This window comes from Streptomyces sp. NPDC055078 (genome assembly GCF_053607985.1).
On sequence record NZ_JBSGUP010000111.1, the window covers coordinates 1 to 16614 of the forward strand.

Annotated in this window: 18 protein-coding genes; 3 read left to right on the forward strand and 15 right to left on the reverse strand. The window is 71.0% G+C overall.

Features of this window, described 5'->3' with window-relative positions; genetic code table 11:
- The first annotated feature begins 43 nt into the window (after positions 1–43).
- Positions 44–673 (forward strand): DUF1697 domain-containing protein, encoded by a 630-nt coding sequence (locus ACWF94_RS12620; RefSeq protein WP_453487342.1) that lies wholly within the window; start codon positions 44–46, stop codon positions 671–673.
- On the opposite strand, the gene ACWF94_RS12625 is transcribed toward ACWF94_RS12620, so the two are convergent.
- The 15 genes from ACWF94_RS12625 to ACWF94_RS12695 all read right to left on the reverse strand — a co-directional run bounded on the left by ACWF94_RS12625 (position 642) and on the right by ACWF94_RS12695 (position 14918).
- Positions 642–833, reverse strand: coding sequence for a DUF4236 domain-containing protein (locus ACWF94_RS12625; RefSeq protein ID WP_453487343.1), 192 nt, complete (start codon positions 831–833; stop codon positions 642–644). The two genes, ACWF94_RS12620 and ACWF94_RS12625, sit on opposite strands and share 32 nt — an antisense overlap.
- A gap of 155 nt (positions 834–988) precedes the next feature.
- Complete coding sequence (locus ACWF94_RS12630; protein WP_453487344.1) at positions 989–1783, reverse strand: sirohydrochlorin chelatase; 795 nt, start codon at positions 1781–1783, stop codon at positions 989–991.
- 11 nt (positions 1784–1794) lie between these two features.
- Positions 1795–2706, reverse strand: coding sequence for an ABC transporter permease (locus tag ACWF94_RS12635; protein ID WP_453487345.1), 912 nt, complete (start codon positions 2704–2706; stop codon positions 1795–1797).
- Positions 2693–3487 (reverse strand): ABC transporter ATP-binding protein, encoded by a 795-nt coding sequence (locus tag ACWF94_RS12640; protein ID WP_453487346.1) that lies wholly within the window; start codon positions 3485–3487, stop codon positions 2693–2695. Before ACWF94_RS12640 ends, ACWF94_RS12635 begins: the two co-directional genes overlap by 14 nt.
- A gap of 37 nt (positions 3488–3524) precedes the next feature.
- Positions 3525–4634, reverse strand: coding sequence for an ABC transporter substrate-binding protein (locus ACWF94_RS12645; RefSeq protein ID WP_453487347.1), 1110 nt, complete (start codon positions 4632–4634; stop codon positions 3525–3527).
- Between the two features lie 240 nt (positions 4635–4874).
- On the reverse strand, positions 4875–6218 hold the full coding sequence (locus tag ACWF94_RS12650) for a sulfate adenylyltransferase subunit 1 (RefSeq protein ID WP_453487348.1): 1344 nt from the start codon (positions 6216–6218) through the stop codon (positions 4875–4877).
- A gap of 2 nt (positions 6219–6220) precedes the next feature.
- Positions 6221–7210, reverse strand: a complete 990-nt coding sequence (gene cysD, locus ACWF94_RS12655; RefSeq protein WP_453487349.1) for a sulfate adenylyltransferase subunit CysD — start codon at positions 7208–7210, stop codon at positions 6221–6223.
- Positions 7207–7782, reverse strand: coding sequence for an adenylyl-sulfate kinase (gene cysC, locus ACWF94_RS12660; RefSeq protein WP_453487350.1), 576 nt, complete (start codon positions 7780–7782; stop codon positions 7207–7209). Before cysC ends, cysD begins: the two co-directional genes overlap by 4 nt.
- A complete protein-coding gene (locus ACWF94_RS12665) occupies positions 7764–8480 on the reverse strand; it encodes a phosphoadenylyl-sulfate reductase (protein WP_453487351.1) in 717 nt (238 codons plus the stop codon). Before ACWF94_RS12665 ends, cysC begins: the two co-directional genes overlap by 19 nt.
- Positions 8477–8656, reverse strand: coding sequence for a hypothetical protein (locus ACWF94_RS12670; RefSeq protein ID WP_453487352.1), 180 nt, complete (start codon positions 8654–8656; stop codon positions 8477–8479). The genes ACWF94_RS12665 and ACWF94_RS12670 overlap by 4 nt, the downstream gene beginning before the upstream one ends.
- The gene (locus ACWF94_RS12675) at positions 8653–10350 is read right to left on the reverse strand and encodes a nitrite/sulfite reductase (protein WP_453487353.1); all 1698 of its coding nucleotides are present in this window, start codon (positions 10348–10350) and stop codon (positions 8653–8655) included. Before ACWF94_RS12675 ends, ACWF94_RS12670 begins: the two co-directional genes overlap by 4 nt.
- Before the next feature lie 209 nt (positions 10351–10559).
- Positions 10560–10643 carry a putative leader peptide gene (locus ACWF94_RS12680; RefSeq protein ID WP_323180923.1) on the reverse strand — a complete coding sequence of 28 codons (84 nt, stop codon included), beginning with the start codon at positions 10641–10643 and terminating at the stop codon, positions 10560–10562.
- A 218-nt stretch (positions 10644–10861) separates the two neighbouring features.
- Positions 10862–11428, reverse strand: coding sequence for a GNAT family N-acetyltransferase (locus tag ACWF94_RS12685; protein ID WP_453487354.1), 567 nt, complete (start codon positions 11426–11428; stop codon positions 10862–10864).
- A 170-nt stretch (positions 11429–11598) separates the two neighbouring features.
- Positions 11599–12855, reverse strand: a complete 1257-nt coding sequence (locus ACWF94_RS12690; protein WP_453487355.1) for a GAF domain-containing protein — start codon at positions 12853–12855, stop codon at positions 11599–11601.
- Positions 12856–13268: 413 nt separating this feature from the next.
- Positions 13269–14918, reverse strand: coding sequence for an acyl-CoA dehydrogenase family protein (locus ACWF94_RS12695; protein ID WP_453487356.1), 1650 nt, complete (start codon positions 14916–14918; stop codon positions 13269–13271).
- 17 nt (positions 14919–14935) lie between these two features.
- On the opposite strand from ACWF94_RS12695, the gene ACWF94_RS12700 reads away from it, so the two are divergent.
- Complete coding sequence (locus ACWF94_RS12700; RefSeq protein ID WP_453487357.1) at positions 14936–16123, forward strand: YihY/virulence factor BrkB family protein; 1188 nt, start codon at positions 14936–14938, stop codon at positions 16121–16123.
- A 68-nt stretch (positions 16124–16191) separates the two neighbouring features.
- Positions 16192–16614 (forward strand): DUF6597 domain-containing transcriptional factor (locus ACWF94_RS12705; protein WP_453487358.1); only part of this gene is annotated, 423 nt, incomplete at its 3' end.

The following is a 16614-nucleotide window of genomic DNA, read 5'->3' on the forward strand; positions in this document are numbered from 1 at the left end:
ACCCACCCCCACGGGGCGCGGCGGCCACCGTAGTGTGTGTGCCATGACGACCAGGTACGCGGCACTCCTGCGCGGGATCAATGTGGGCGGGCACCGGAAGGTCCCCATGGCCGCGCTGTGCGAGCTGCTCGCCGGGCTGGGATACACGGACGTCGCCACCCATCTCCAGAGCGGCAACGCCGTCTTCACCAGCGAATCGACCGGTGAGGCCCGTGAAGCCGGTCAAGCCGGTCAAGCCGGTCAAGCCGGTCAAGGCATTGAAGAAGCCCTGGCGGCGGCCCTGGAGCGGGCCATCGAAGAGCACTTCGGCTTCCGCGTCGACGCTCTGGTACGCGACCACGCCTATCTGAAGGCGATCGCCGACGACTGCCCCTTCCCGGCCGCTGTGCTGGAGGCCAGGCAGCTCCATGTCACCTACTTCTCCGCGCCCGTCGCCCCCACACGGTTCGCCGCACTCGACGCTGCGGCCTTCGCGCCGGAGGAGTTCCGGCTCGGCGACCGGGCGCTGTATCTGTACGCGCCGGACGGCCTCGGCCGCTCCAAGCTCGCCGACGCGCTCGCCAGGCCCGGTGTGACCAAGGGCGTCGTCGCCACCACCCGCAACTGGAACACGGTCACCAAGCTGGTGGAGCTGACCCGGCTCAGCGGCGGCGGGAGTGGCGGCGCCAGCTGAACCCGCCGGGCAGCCGGACCGAGGCGCTGCGGCGGCCGTGACTGTCCCGGGTGATGTGCGCCCGGCGCCCGCCGAACGTCCAGGACCAGCCGTGCGAACTGATGTTGAGATGCAGCACCCTGGGGATCACCGTGATCCGCTTGTGGTAGTACATCGCCATCGCGGCACCTCCTCGCGTCGATACGCGCCGATTCGCGTCGATACCCCTTGATGGTGTGCTCCGGGGGATCCGCGGCCGTCACCGTAGAGCTACGAGTGTGTCACCGCCGCGCGTGTCCATGGTGAAATCGGCCGGTGCCTGGCGTGTGCCCGCCGTCATGCCGAGGCGGCGACGGTCTCGCGCACCCGGCCCGCTCCGGTCGCCGCGACCGCGTCCGCCCGCTCCAGCAGCAGCCGGGCCAGCTCGGTCGACGGGCCCAGTACGTCCGCGAGCACATCGGCGCGGCGTGCGCCATCGGCGATCCGGTCGGGAAGCCGGCCGGGGGCGATGACATACGGGGCAACCGCCACCCGGGCGCAGCCGTCCGCCCTCAGGGTGCGCACGGCGTCCTCGGTCCGGGGGAAGCCCCCGGGGGTAACAGCGGAGGCGAACGCAGGCCGCACGGCGCACCAACCGGTGTGCCTCAGCTCCCGCGCTATGTCCGCGATCACTGCGATCGCCTCCGGGTCGGTGGAGCCCGCCGAGGCCAGGACGAGCCCGGTCGAGCTTCGGTCGGCCGGGCGGACCCCGGCCTCGTACAGCCGTCGCTCCAGCGCGGCGAGCAGCAGCGGCGACGGCCCGAGGACCTCCGCCTGGTGGACGCGCAGCCGGGGCAGCCGCGCCGATGCCTCGGCCAGTACGGCGGGGATGTCGGACTTGGCGTGGAAGGCGCGGGTCAGCAGCAGCGGGAGCGCGATCACGTCCCGTACCCCGTCCGTCTGCCCGTTCCCCTCGTTCGCCAGCCGCTCCAGCACCTGCGGTACCGACGGCGCGTTGAAGTCCAGGAACCCGGTCGCCACGCGCAGCCCCGGCCGCAGCGACCGGACCCGGCGCACCAGGGCGTGGACGGTCGCGGCATGCCGTGGGTCACGGCTGCCGTGGGCGACGACGAGGAGGACGGGGCTGCGCATCTCGAATGGCCCTAGCTCTTGACGAGGAGTCCGCGACCCCGCAGGATCGCGCGCTCCAGCGGGCTGAAGATCAGCAGGTCGATGGCGATTCCGACGATCAGGATGAGCAGGATCGCCAGGAACACCCCGGGCATATCGGAGTTGTTGCGGCCGTTCTCCAGCAGCTGGCCGAGCCCCAGACCGAGATCGGGCGACGAGGCGATGATCTCCGCGGCCATCAGGGAGCGCCAGGAGAACGCCCAGCCCTGCTTGAGTCCGGCGACATAGCCGGGGAGCGCGGCGGGCATCACGATGTGCCAGGTGCCCCTGAGGCCGGTGGCGCCCATGGTGCGCCCCGCCCGCAGAAAGAGCGGGGGGACCTGGTCGACGCCGGAGACCAGCCCGTTGGCGATCGAGGGGACCGCGCCGAGGAGGATCACCGCGTACATCATCTGGTTGTTGAGGCCGAGCCAGATCACGGCGGGCGGCACCCAGGCCACCGAGGGCAGCGACTGGAGACCGGACAGGATCGGCCCGATCGCCGCCCGGACGAACTTCACCCGGGCGACCAGCAGACCCAGCGGGGTGCCGATGGCGAGCGCCAGCAGAAAGCCGAGCAGTCCGCGCGAGACGCTGGTCCACACGACGTCGAGGAGCGTGCCCTGCAACCACAGGTCGGACACGCTGTCCCACACCGCGGACGGTGCGGGCAGTGAGCCCTCGTCGGTGACCTCGGCCCAGACCAGGATCTGCCAGACGGCGATCACCAGCGCGACCGCCACCAGCGGCGGCAGCACCTTCTTGAGCAGGGTCTCCCGCAGCGGGGTGCGATGGGACTGCACCGCGTCCAGTGCGTCGAGACCGGCCTCAAGACCGGCGAGATCGCCGCCCGAGCCGCCCGAGCCTCCCGAGCCGGACTTGGCCGGGGTGTCAGTGCTGGCCATGACGGCGGATCTCCCCACGGAGTTCTTCGGTGATCTCGATGGACAGTTCCGCCACGGCGGCGTCCTCGATACGGCGGGGCTGCGGAATGCCGACGGTCCACTCATGGGCGATCCGGCCGGGCCGGGACGACAGCAGGATGACGCGTTCGGCCAGCCGTACGGCCTCGCGGACGTTGTGGGTGACGAACAGGACGGAGAGCCGCGTCTCGCGCCAGATACGGGTCAGCTCGTCGTGCAGCACATCGCGGGTGATGGCGTCGAGGGCCGCGAACGGCTCGTCCATCAGCAGCAGCTGGCTGTCCTGGGCGAGCGCCCTGGCCAGCGCGACCCGCTGCCGCATCCCGCCGGACAGCTCGTGCACCCGCTTGCCGTAGGCGTCGCCGAGCCGTACGAGGTCGAGCAGCCGCTCGGCCTCGGGCTTGCGCTCCGGCTTGGCGACCCCGCGCAGCCGCAGCGCGAGTTCGATGTTCTTGCCCGCGGTCAGCCAGGGGAACAGGGCGTGTTCCTGGAACATCAGGGCGGGCCGCCCGCCGGGGGTCTCGATGGACCCGGCGGAGGGCGCGTCGAGCCCCGCGACCAGATTGAGCAGGGTGGACTTTCCGCAGCCCGAGGCCCCCAGCAGGGTGACGAACTCGCCCGGGGCGACATCGATGGTGATGTCGTCCAGGACGAGCTGCCGTCCCGCGGGTCCCGTGAAGGACTTCGAGACGTGCTCGATACGGGCTGCGTGCCCGGCCGTCGTACGGGCCTCGGCCTGGTCCTTCGTCAGTGTGCCGGCCATGGTCGTCACCTCCTGGGGTCTCGTTCGGTACGGGGGTTTACTCTGCGCCCAGACCGGCGTCGGCGACCGGGGGCCTGCCCTCGGCCCTGAGGACCTTGTTGAGCGCCGTGAGGTCGTAGATTCCGGTCAGATCGGGCTTGTCGAGCAGTCCGGCCTGCACCGCGTGGTCGGCCTGCGCCACCAGGGTCGAGGCCAGCGGGTCATCGGTGAACCGGATCGACGGCCACGCCGGGTCGATGATCTCCGGGGGCAGGGCCTTGCCGGTGAGCGCCTTCAGCTTGGCGTTCGCGGACGCCTTCGCCTTGTCCGGGTTGGCGTTGATCCACGCGTTGGTCTTCGAGGACCCGCGCACCATGGCGTCCACCACGTCCGGGTGCTCGTTGAGGAACTTCTGCGACACGATGATGTGGGTGATCACGAACTTCTTGTCCGGCCACAGGGTCGACTCGTCCAGCAGCACCTTGGCGCCCTGGCTGACGAGCTTGGACGCGGTCGGCTCGGGAACCCACGCGCCGTCGATCGAGCCGGACTTGTAGGCGTCCGGAGTGATCTTGTTGTCGGAGCGGACGACGGAGACATCGCCCTTGCCGCTCTGGGCGTCCGTCTTCCAGCCCTTCTCGGCTATCCAGTTGAGGAACGCGACATCCTGGGTGTTGCCGAGCTGCGGGGTGGCGATCTTCCTGCCCTTGAGATCGTCCAGCGTCTTGATCTTCTTCGGGTTGACCACCAGCTTCACTCCGCCGGACGCGGAACCGGCGACGATCCGCAGATTCTTCCCCTTGGACTTCACGAAGCCGTTGATGGCGGGGGAGGGGCCGATGAAGCCGATGTCGATCGAGCCCGCGTTCAGCGCCTCGATCGCGGAGGGACCGGCGTTGAAGGTGGTCGACCGGATCCGGGTGCCGCCCAGCTCCTTCTGGAGGATGCCCTCCTGCTCCCCGACCAGGGCGGTGGCATGCGTCAGATTGGGGAAGTAGCCGAGCTTCACGGTGTCGGCGGAGAGCTTCTCACCCTTGGCGGCCGGGACAGCCTCGTCGTCCTTCTTCGCCTCGGAGCCGTAGCCGCAGGAGGCGAGCGCGCCGATCAGCAGCGGCAGTGCGGCGGCAGCGGCGATGCCGCGGCGCGGGGTGATACGGGTGGCAGGCACGGGAGGGGGTCCTCTCGGATGCCCCGGCGGTCGCACGGACGGTGCGCGGCCAGGAGCGTGGCAGGTATGCGTTTTCGGCGGTGGAGCGGGAGCGGTGTCCGGTGGTGCGGTGTCCGGATGCGCGGTGTCCGGTCGTGCGGGGCCCTTACGCACATCGCGTGACACCTCCGGTGCCCGCGCCGAGGGTGCCGCTGCCCACCCGGCCGCCCTCTTTCGCGAACGTCGCGAACACATCGCTCATCAGAAGTCCCATCCCGTGTCATCGGTGGCCGGGCCGCCGGGCGCCGGGGCCCGGGTCGCGCTGGCGAACGACTCACCGGCCATGCCGGCAGCGAGGGTGGTGCCGTCGGAGGGGTCGATCAGCAGGAAGGAGCCGGTCCGGCGGGAGTCGGCATAGGAGTCGAGGGCCAGCGGTTCGGCGGTGCGCACCCGCACCAGGCCGATGTCGTTGGCGACGAGCTGCCCCGGCTGCGGATGCTGGGAGAGATCGGCGAGGGTGAGCCGGGACGGGATCTCCTTCACGATCGCCTTGACCGTACGGGTGGTGTGCTTCAGCAGCACCCGCTGCCCCACCGCCAGCGGGGTGTCGGCGACATGGCAGACCGTGGCCTCGATGTCCTGGCTGGACGGGGGAGTGTCGCTGCTCGGCACGATCAGATCACCGCGGGAGATGTCGATGTCGTCCGCCAGCAGCACGGTCACCGACTGCGGGGTCCAGGCGATGTCGACGGCCTGGCCGAGCAGATCGATCCCGGCGATCTCCGTCGTACGGCCCGACGGCAGTACGGTGACCTGCTGGCCGACCCGGAACGTACCCGCCGCGATCTGGCCCGCGTAACCCCGGTAGTCGGGGTGCTCGGAGGTCTGCGGGCGGATCACGTACTGCACCGGCAGCCGGGCGTGGCAGCTCGTCAGATCGTGCGAGACCGGCACCGTCTCCAGATGCTCCAGCACCGTGGGCCCGCCGTACCAGTCCATGTTCGCGGACGGCTCGACCACATTGTCCCCGGCGAGCGCGGAGATCGGGATGGCGGTGATCTCCGGAACGCCCAGCGACGCCGCGTACGCCGTGAACTCCTCCGCGATCGCCGCGAACACCGGCTCCGCGTACTCCACCAGGTCCATCTTGTTCACCGCGAGCACCACATGCGGCACCCGCAGCAGCGCCGCCACCGCGGCGTGCCTGCGGGTCTGCTCCACCACGCCGTTGCGGGCGTCGACCAGGACGACGGCCAGTTCGGCCGTGGACGCGCCCGTCACCATGTTCCGGGTGTACTGCACATGCCCGGGCGTGTCCGCGAGGATGAACCGCCGGCGCGCGGTGGCGAAGTAGCGGTACGCGACATCGATGGTGATGCCCTGCTCCCGCTCGGCCCGCAACCCGTCGGTCAGCAGCGCCAGGTCAGGCACCTCCTGCCCACGGGAGAGGGAGGCCGAAGCCACGGCCTCCAGCTGATCGGTCAGGATCGACTTGGAGTCATGCAGCAACCGCCCCACCAGGGTGGACTTGCCGTCGTCGACGGAACCGGCGGTGGCGAAACGCAGCAGCGTCGTCGCCGACAGCTGATCGGTGATCACGGTCATGGCTAGAAGTACCCCTCACGCTTACGGTCCTCCATCGCGGCTTCGGACAGCTTGTCGTCCGCCCGCGTCGCGCCCCGCTCGGTGAGCCGGGACGCGGCGATCTCCGCGATCACCGCTTCCAGCGTCACCGCGTCCGAGTCCACCGCCCCCGTGCACGACATGTCGCCCACCGTGCGGTAGCGGATCAGCCGCCGCTGAGTGGTCTCGGACTCCTTGGGGCCGCCCCAGTCGCCCGCCGTCAGCCACATCCCCGACCGCTGGAACACCTCGCGCTCATGGGCGAAGTAGATCTCCGGCAGCTCGATCTTCTCCCGCTCGATGTACTGCCAGACATCCAGCTCGGTCCAGTTCGACAGCGGGAACACCCGCACATGCTCACCCGGCGCGTGCCGCCCGTTGTAGAGCTGCCACAGCTCGGGTCGCTGCCGGCGCGGATCCCACTGGGAGAACTCGTCCCGCAGCGAGAACACCCGCTCCTTCGCGCGCGCCTTCTCCTCGTCGCGCCGCCCGCCGCCGAACACGGCGTCGAACCGGTGCTCCTGGATGGCCTCCGTCAGCGGCACGGTCTGGAGCGGATTGCGCGTCCCGTCCGGGCGCTCGCGCAGCTTCCCCGCGTCGATGTACTCCTGCACCAGCGCGATATGCAGCCGCAGCCCGTGCCGGGCGACCGTGCGGTCCCGGTACTCGATGACCTCGGGGAAGTTGTGCCCGGTGTCCACGTGCAGCAGCGAGAACGGCACCGCGGCGGGCGCGAACGCCTTCAGCGCCAGATGCAGCATCACGATCGAGTCCTTGCCGCCGGAGAAGAGGATCACCGGCCGCTCGAACTCACCCGCCACCTCGCGGAAGATATGCACCGCCTCCGACTCCAGGGCGTCGAGGTGCGAGAGGGCGTAGGGGCTGTCGACTCCCTGCCGTGCGGTCTGGTGCGGCTCCGTGGCCGCGGTCGTCTGGTGCGGCCCGGAGGCCGCGTGCGCGTCGCTCGCGGTCACAGCACACCCTTCTCGGTGAGCAGCGCGTGCAGCGCCGCCGCGGACTCCTGGACGGTCTGGTTCTGTGACTCGATCCGCAGGTCCGGTGACTCGGGCTCCTCATAGGGGTCGTCCACCCCGGTCAGCCCGCTGATCTCACCGGCGGCCTGCCGGGCGTAGAGCCCCTTCACATCGCGTACGGAGCACACCTCGACGGGGGTCGCGACATGCACCTCGACATAGGGGGTGGCCTCGGCCGCGTGCTGTTTGCGGACCGCGTCCCGGCTGTCGGCGTACGGGGCGATGACCGGGACGAGCACCTTCACCCCGTGGGACGCCAGCAGTTCGGCGACGAAGCCGATCCGCCGCACATTGGTGTGCCGGTCCTCGCGGCTGAAGCCGAGGCCCGCGGAGAGGAACTCGCGGATCTCGTCGCCGTCGAGCACCTCGGTCCGGTGGCCCTCCGCGCGCAGCCGGTCGGCCAGCACGTTGGCGATGGTGGTCTTGCCCGCGCTCGGCAGTCCCGTGAGCCAGACGGTGGCCCCAGTCACGTGGTTGTCTCCCGGTGTCGTCATCAGCCGTGCAGTCCGCATTCGGTCTTGCCCCGGCCGGCCCAGCGGCCGGCACGGGCGTCCTCGCCCTCCAGCACCCGGCGGGTGCAGGGCGCGCAGCCGACGGAGGCGTAGCCGTCCATCAGCAGCGGGTTGGTGAGGACGCCGTGCTCGGTGACATAGGCTTCCACATCGTCCTGGGTCCAGCCAGCGATCGGGGAGACCTTGACCTTCTGCCGACGCTCGTCCCAGCCGACGACCGGGGTGTTCGCCCGGGTCGGCGACTCGTCCCGGCGCAGCCCCGTCGCCCAGGCGTCGTACCCGGTAAGGCCCTCCTCCAGCGGCTTGACCTTGCGCAGGGCGCAGCACAGATCGGGGTCGCGGTCGTGCAGCCTCGGTCCGTACTCGGCGTCCTGCTCGGCCACCGTCTGGCGGGGCGTGAGCGTGATGAGACGTACGTCCATCACGGCCTCGACGGCGTCCCGCGTCCCGATGGTCTCCGGGAAGTGGTAGCCGGTGTCCAGGAAGACCACATCCACCCCGGGCAGCACCCGGGACGCCAGATGGGCGACCACCGCGTCCTCCATCGAGGAGGTGACGCAGAACCGGGCGCCGAACGTGTCGGCGGCCCACTTCAGAATGTCCAGGGCGGACGCCTCTTCGAGGTCGCGCCCCGCCCGCTCGGCGAGTTCCCGGAGGTCTGCCGACCTGGCTGTCTGAGCTGTCCGAGTGGGCGTCATATCTCGTCCCTCCCACCGTCGTTGCGCTGAAGTCCACGGGCCAGCAGCCCGAGGAACTTCAGCTGGAAGGCCCGATTGCAGGCCGCGCATTCCCAGGCGCCGTGTCCCTGCTCGCTGGGGCGCAGATCCTCGTCGCCGCAGTAGGGGCAGTAGAAGGGGGCCGCGCGCTCGCTCATGACAGGGACTCCTCGGAGGCGCGCGCCGCCCAGGTGGCGAACCGCTCGCCGTCCTCGCGCTGCTCCTGGAAACGGCGCAGCACCCGCTCGACATAGTCGGGCAGTTCCGTGGCGGTGACCTTGAGACCGCGGACCTTGCGGCCGAAGCCGGGCTCAAGACCGAGCGCGCCGCCCAGGTGCACCTGGTAGCCCTCGACCTGCTTGCCGTCGTCGCCCAGGACGAGCTGGCCCTTGAGACCGATGTCCGCGACCTGGATGCGGGCGCAGGCGTTGGGGCAGCCGTTGATATTGATGGTGAGCGGCTGGTCGAACTCCGGGATACGGCGCTCCAGCTCATCGATGAGCGACGCGCCGCGCGCCTTGGTCTCGACGATCGCCAGCTTGCAGAACTCGATCCCGGTGCAGGCCATCGTGCCCCGCCGGAAGGGGGACGGGTTCACCCGCAGATCGAGCGCCTCCAGCCCGGCGATCAGGGATTCGATCCTGGACTCCTCGACGTCGAGCACGATCATCTTCTGCTCGACGGTGGTACGCAGCCGTCCCGAGCCGTGCTCCTCGGCCAGCTCCGCGATCTTGGTGAGGATCGTGCCGTCGACCCGTCCCACGCGCGGCGCGAACCCGACGTAGAACCGTCCGTCCCGCTGCCGGTGCACCCCCACATGGTCGCGCCACTGCTGTACGGGAACGTCGGGCGCGGGCCCGTCGGCCAGCGTCCGCAGCAGATACTCGTCCTGGAGGACCTGGCGGAACTTCTCCGGGCCCCAGTCGGCGACCAGGAACTTCAGCCGCGCCCGGGTGCGCAGGCGCCGGTAGCCGTAGTCCCGGAAGATCGAGATGACGCCCTCGTACACATCGGGCACATCGTCCAGCGGGACCCAGGCGCCGAGCCGGACGCCGAGCTTGGGGTTGGTGGAGAGCCCGCCGCCGACCCAGAGGTCGAAGCCGGGGCCGAGTTCGGGGTGGTTCACACCGACGAAGGAGATGTCGTTGATCTCGTGGGCCACGTCCAGCAGCGGGGAACCGGAGATCGCGGACTTGAACTTGCGCGGCAGGTTCGAGAACGCGGGGTTGCCGATGATCCGGCGCTGGATCTCGTCCACGGCGGGCGAGCCGTCGATGATCTCGTCCTCGGCGATGCCCGCCACGGGTGAGCCGAGGATCACCCGGGGGGTGTCGCCGCACGCCTCGGTCGTGGAGAGCCCCACGGCCTCCAGCCGGCGCCAGATCTCGGGCATGTCCTCGATCCGGATCCAGTGGTACTGGACGTTCTGCCGGTCGGTGATGTCGGCGGTGCCGCGCGCGAACTCCTGGGAGATCTCGCCGATCACCCGCAGCTGGGTGGTGGTCAGCCGGCCGCCGTCGATCCGGACGCGGAGCATGAAGTACTCGTCGTCCAGCTCCTCCGGCTCCAGGATCGCGGTCTTGCCGCCGTCGATCCCGGGCTTGCGCTGGGTGTAGAGACCCCACCAGCGCATCCGGCCGCGCAGATCGGCGCCGTCGATGGAGTCGAAACCGCGCTTGGCGTAGATCGTCTCAATGCGTGTCCGCACATTGAGACCGTCGTCGTCCTTCTTGGTCTGCTCGTTGGCGTTCAGGGGCGTCATGTGGCCCGCGGCCCACTGACCCTCGCCGCGGTGACGTCCGGCTCGGCGGCGGGGCGCGGCGGGGGCGGGCTTTTCGGGGGTGGCGGCCATGGCGATATGTCCTTCGAGACAGGCAGGAGGGCGGCTCTGAGCTGCACACTCGCGGGGAGGCGCGCGACAGTGCGCAGGGGCGGATCTCAGGTGATCGCTAGTGATCTCAGGGAGATCTCAGGGGCTCAGACGGTGAAGCGCGGTAAAACCCTGTCAGACCAGGTCAGGCGAGGTCGGACGCGGGATAACTGCTCGGCTGTGCTGGACTGTCAGCAGGCGGGACAGATGGCGCTGGACATGCGGCCGAGGTCGACGTGCCGTCGACTAACCAAGGCAATTCCAGCGCGAGACATGACGGAAGCGTGGCACGGCGATCCGATGGCAGTCCACCGTTATCCATATAATGGACGGCATAGTCTTGAATGGTGAGATGCTGTGGAGTCCGTCACTTCCCTGGTCAGAGGGGTTGACGAATGCCCCGGCCCAGGCCCGGCCGGGCCCCCTCACGGGTGCGAGCCGGGTCCTCCGACGAGTGCGAGCCTGGCCTTCCACGGGTGTGAGCCCGGTCCTGCTACGGGTGGGAGCCGGGCCAGGGGCCGGGCGACGCCGACTCGGGCTCGTCCGCCACCTCGGTGTGGAAGAGCGTGAAGCCGCGCCGCAGATAGTTGTCCATCGCGTGCGGGCCGTCCTTGGAGCAGGTGTGCAGCCACACCCGCTTCGTCGGGGGCAGCTCCGGCCAGCGCTCGGCGAGATCCCAGGCGCGGGCGGCGGCGTACGACAGCAGATGCCCGCCGATCCGCCGCCCCCGGAACGCCGGGATCAGCCCGAAGTAGACGATCTCCACCGAGCCGCCGTCCCCTGCCGCCAGCTCCGCGTACCCGGCCGGGGTGCCCTTCTCGTACGCCACCCAGGTCTCGGTGCCCGGCCTGCCGAGCACCTCCTCCCACTGCGCGTAGGTCATCGGGAGCCGGTCATTCCACCGGATGTCGCCGCCCACCGCCGTGTACAGAAAGCGGCTGAACTCCGGGGACGGGGTCTCGGCCCGCACCACGCGTACATCCCCCGGGGGAGCGGCGGCGGGGCGCAGCTCGGCGGGGGAGGTCTGCTCCAGGGACCACGTCGTGACGGCGATGCTCATACGGGCCAGGGAACCATGCGAAGCGGCTCCCGCCCAAGCGGGGGCCCTGATCAGGCGGCCCCGGGCCCGGGTGCCGGGCCCGCGCTCCCGTGCCGCCCCCGGCTTCCTGTCCCGTGCCGCCCCCCTCCTGTGCCGGGCCGCCCCCCGGCCGCACACCTCCGGGCGGGTCCTCACAGGCCGGGCGGGCCGGGTTCCCGGGACCCGGCGGGTGGCGGCGGGGCGTGGACGACCTCGACCTCGACTCCGTCGGCGAACCGGTAGGGGCGGCTCGCCAGCACCTGCGCCAGGTTCCGGCGCAGCCGGGACATCTCGGCGCGCACCGTCACCGTACGGGTCGCGTCGGCGAACAGATCCTGCGCAAGCTGCGCCGCACTCCTCCCCTCCCGGTGCAGCGCCAGCGCGTGCAGCAGCTCCGCGTGGCGCGGGCTCAGCTCCTGCGCCCAGTTCCCCGCCTCGCCGACGACCGTCACGGAGGCCCGGTGCGGCCTGCTCAGATCCAGTACGACCCGGGCGGCCCCCGGCGCGGGCGGCACATCGACCCGGACCAGCCAGCCGCCCGGCAGCGGCTCCACCCGGCACATCCCGAGCGACGGCAGCCAGAGCCGGCCGCCCGCCATGGACTTCGGCAGCGGCAGCCGCTCCGGCGGGGGCATCCCGATCACGGCGGCGGGCCAGCCGTTGGCGTCCACGGCGACCGCGCGGCCGGGCAGCCGCCCCAGCAGGGGAGAGGCGACCGTACGCAGCCGGTCCAGCGCCGCGAAGTGCTCGTTGCGCAGCTCCGCCTCGGCGAGCCGGGTGACCGAGGTGACCAGCGCGAGGGTCGCCGGATGCATGGTCGACACCGGTCCGCTGATGTTGACCACCCCGAGCAGCCTGCCGCTGCGGGGGTCGGTGACGGGGGCGCCCGAACAGGTCCAGGTGTGGTGCGTGGCGACGAAGTGCTCGGCCGCGTGGACCTGGACCGGCCGCCGGGTGATCAGCGGCGTCCCCACCCCATTGGTGCCCACCAACTCCTCGCTGAGGTCCGCGCCCAGGACGAAGCCGTGCGCGTCGCCCTTGCGCAGGACGGCCGCCTTGCCCTCGCGCCACAGCATCCGCCCGTCGGCGTCCGCGATCACCATGATGTGCTGGGCGGCCTCCGCTATGGATACCAGCCCCTCCCGCAACAGGGGCACCACTTCTCTCAGCGGTGAGTCGGATCTGCGCCGCTCCACCTCGTCGAACGACAGCAATCCGGCGGTGCGTTGCCGGTCGGGGTCGAGACCGCAGCGCAGCAGCCGCTGCCAGGACTCCTCGATATCCGCCCGTGGTCCGAGCGGCGAACTGCGGCCGCTGAGGGCGGCCTCCCGTATCCCCTTCAGCAGCCGGGCGGCATCCGCCGTGTCCATGGCTGCGAGGCTGGCCAGGTCGATCGTTCTGGTCTGCACGAGGGAATCCTCCTGCGCGGGTATGCGGCGATACGGGGGCAATGGCTGCAACCCTTTGCAACCCTCGCGAATGGCGTGCGTGTGTACGAAGGTGTGCAGGGCGAGGGGTGGTGCCGTGTCGGCGCAGCACCACCCCGAGCATGATCATCTATGACGGACGGCTGTCGCACCACGGCTCGTCACACCATGTTTTCGTCAAACCACGTACAGTCATATTCGGCCAATCCGGCGGAGCCCGGCCGGATCGCGGAGAGCCCGGCCCGGCGGTCGTCCGGACACCACGGCGCGGGCGCGTACGTCCCGGGCGGCGGCGCGGGCGTACACCTCGGGCCACGGCGCGGGTGGTTCGTCGCGGACCACGGCCCGGCCCGGTTCCCGCCGTTGCCGTTGGTTCACGGTTCGGGCACGCTCCGTCAGACCATGACCCTGGCCCGCTCCACGATCGGCCCCAGCGCCCCGGTCGCCGGCAGCGTGCCGAAGGCCGCGCCCCGGTCCCCGCCGAGCCGGGAGGCGCAGAACGCGTCGGCCACCTCCGGCGGCGCCCAGCGCACCAGCAGCGAACCCTGCAACACCAGGGCCATCCGCTCCACCACCCGGCGCGCTCGCGCCTCGATCGCGTCGAGATCGGCGAGTTCGGTCAGCAGGTCCTTGATCGCCCCGTCGAGGCGGTGATCGGCGCCCCGCGCGAGCCCCACCTCCGTCAGAAACGCGTTCAGCGCCCGTGGTTCGCGCTGGAGCGCCCGCAGTGCGTCGAGCGCCTGGACATTGCCCGAGCCCTCCCAGATCGAGTTGAGCGGTGCCTCGCGCAGCAGCCGGGGCATCCCCGACTCCTCGACGTAACCGTTGCCGCCCAGGCACTCCAGGGCCTCGCCCACCAGCGGCGTACACCGCTTGGTCACCCAGTACTTGGCGGCGGGCACCGCGAGCCGCAGGAACGCCAGTTCGTCCTCCGTACCGCTGTCGTACGCGGCGGCGAGCCGCAGCCCCAGCGTCGTCGCGGCCTCCGACTCCAGCGCCAGATCGGCCAGCACATTGCGCATCAGCGGCTTGTCGATGAGCGGTCCGCCGAACGCGTCGCGGTACGCGCTGTGATGGACCGCCTGCGCCACCGCCTGCCGCATCAGCGCGGCCGAACCGAGCACACAGTCGAGCCGGGTCGCCGCCACCATCTCGATGATGGTGCGCACCCCGCGCCCCTCGTCGCCGACCCGGCGTGCCCAGGTCCCGTCGAACTCGACCTCGCCCGACGCGTTCGACCTGTTGCCCAGCTTGTCCTTCAGCCGCTGGATACGGAACACGTTCCGGCTGCCGTCGGCCAGCACCCGCGGCACCAGGAAGCAGGTCAGCCCGCCCGGCGCCTGCGCGAGGACGAGGAAGGCGTCGGACATGGGCGCCGAGCAGAACCACTTGTGGCCGGTGAGGACGTACTCCCCGGTCCCGGACGCGCGTTCGCCGTCCAGCGGTCTGGCGGCCGTCGTATTGGCCCGGACGTCGCTGCCGCCCTGTTTCTCCGTCATCCCCATCCCGACGAGGTTTCCGCTCTTCGACGCGGGCGGCAGCAGCTCGGGGGAGTAGATCCGCGAGGTCAGCCGGGGCTCCCACTCGGCCGCCAGCGCCGGGTCGGTGCGCAGCGCGGGCACGGCGGCGTGGGTCATCGACACCGGACAGCCGTTCCCGGCCTCCACCTGCGACCAGACCAGGAACCCGGCCGCGCGCCGCACATGCCCGGCCGGCCGGCCCCAGGCGTTCGTCAGCCCCGAGGTGACGGCATGGCCGAGGAGCCGGTGCCAGGCCGGATGGAACTCGACCTCGTCGATCCGGTTGCCGTACCTGTCGTGCGTCCGCAGCTTCGGCGGATGCTCATTGGCCTGGGTCCCCCAGCCCTGTGCCTGGGCCGAACCGGAAGTCCGGCCCAGTTCGCTCAGCTCCCCTCGCACCTCGTCGAGGAGGCCGGTGGGGACATGGCGTTCCACGGCCTCCCCAAGGGCGCGGTCGGCGGTGTAGACGTCGTACCCCACCAGGGGCGGAGCCTGATTGGTCACGGTGTGAGTGGTGGCTGCCATGCCGATACGGTAAGGAGGTGCAGGCAGCAAATGAAACACCCGAGCGGCCGTCGGGCAGGCTCCACCGGGCCCGAGTCCTTTACCGCAACGTATCCAAGCGGAAGATGACATGGCTGCTGCTGAAGGACACGGTCAATTCGTGCATCGAGTACCGGATCCTCGGCCTCGCGGCCGAAGCCGCGTTCTTCACCCTGCTGTCGCTGCCGCCGCTGATGCTGGGGCTGATCGGCCTCCTCGGCTACATTGACGACTGGACCGACACCACCACCGTCGCCTCGATCGAGAAGAACATCCTCAACGCGGTCGGGACCGTGCTGTCCGAGCGCGGCGTCAATCAGATCGCCAGGCCGCTGCTGGAGGATGTCACCCACGGCGGCCGGCCGGACCTCATCTCCATCGGTTTCGCGATCGCCCTGTGGTCGGGGTCGCGCGCGGTGAACGTCTTCATCGACACGATCACGGTGATGTACGGCCTCGACGGGCAGCGCGGCATCGTCGCCACCCGGCTGCTCGCGTTTCTGCTCTACCTCGTCGCGCTGCTCATCGGCGCGGTGGTCCTGCCGCTGGCGGTGGTCGGGCCCGACCGGGTGGTGGAGCTGATGCCCTGGGGCACGGAAGTGGTCGCCATCCTGTACTGGCCGCTGGTGAGCCTGCTCTCCATCGCCTTCCTGACCACGCTCTACCACGTCTCGGTACCGGTGCGCTCGCCCTGGATCGAGGACGTGCCCGGGGCGCTGGTGGCCCTCGGGATGTGGGTGCTCGGGAGTCTTCTGCTGCGGGTCTATCTGACCAGTACGGTCGAGGGGCCGACCATCTACGGCTCGCTCGCCGCCCCCATCGCGGTCCTGCTCTGGATCGGCATCTCCGCGTTCGCGGTCCTGGTCGGCGCCGCCGTGAACGCCGCGATCGACCGCGTCTGGCCGTCGGTGGCCACGGCGGCGGCCCGTGCGGCGAACGAGCGGGTACGGGCGGCCCAGGCGGCGGAGGTGCTGGCGCGGGCGCGGGCGGCGCATCTCTTCCGCGACGACGACGACGACGATGACGATGATGATGAGGACGACGACGGGGGTTCGGGGGACATGCCGTCCGAGTTCCCCGAACGCTGGTCGCGCTTTCTGCCTCCGGACGATGTGAGGGCCCGCCTCCACACCAGCCGCGACAACCACAAGTCCCCGCCGGACCGCCCGCCCAGTCAGGAGGAGTAGGCGCGGCGCGGGGGGCGCGAGCCGGACCGCTCCCGGGCGGGCGGCGTGGGGGCGTTAGCCTCGGGGGTGTGTACGAGGAGCGGGCGTCGCGGGTCGAGGGCGCGGTGCTGTGGCAGCACCGTGGCGCCCGGACCCGTGCCGTCCTCCCCGACGGCTGTATGGACCTGCTCTGGACCCCCGGCGGCCTCTTCGTCGCCGGGCCCGACACCCATGCACAGGCCCCCGGGCCGGTCCCGGGGCCCCGCATTGCCGGGGTGCGGTTCGCGCCGGGGACCGGGCCCGCGCTGCTGGGGGTGGCGGCGCACGAGGTCCGGGATCAGCGGATCGGGCTCGCGGACATCTGGGGCGGGGCCGAGGCGCGGCGGCTCACCGAACGGATCGACGCGGCGGCGGACCCGGTGGCCGAGCTGGAGCGGGTGGCGCTGGACCGGGCGGTGCGCGCCGAGCCCGACCCCCTGCTGGTGGAGGTCGTACGACGGCTGGACCTGGGC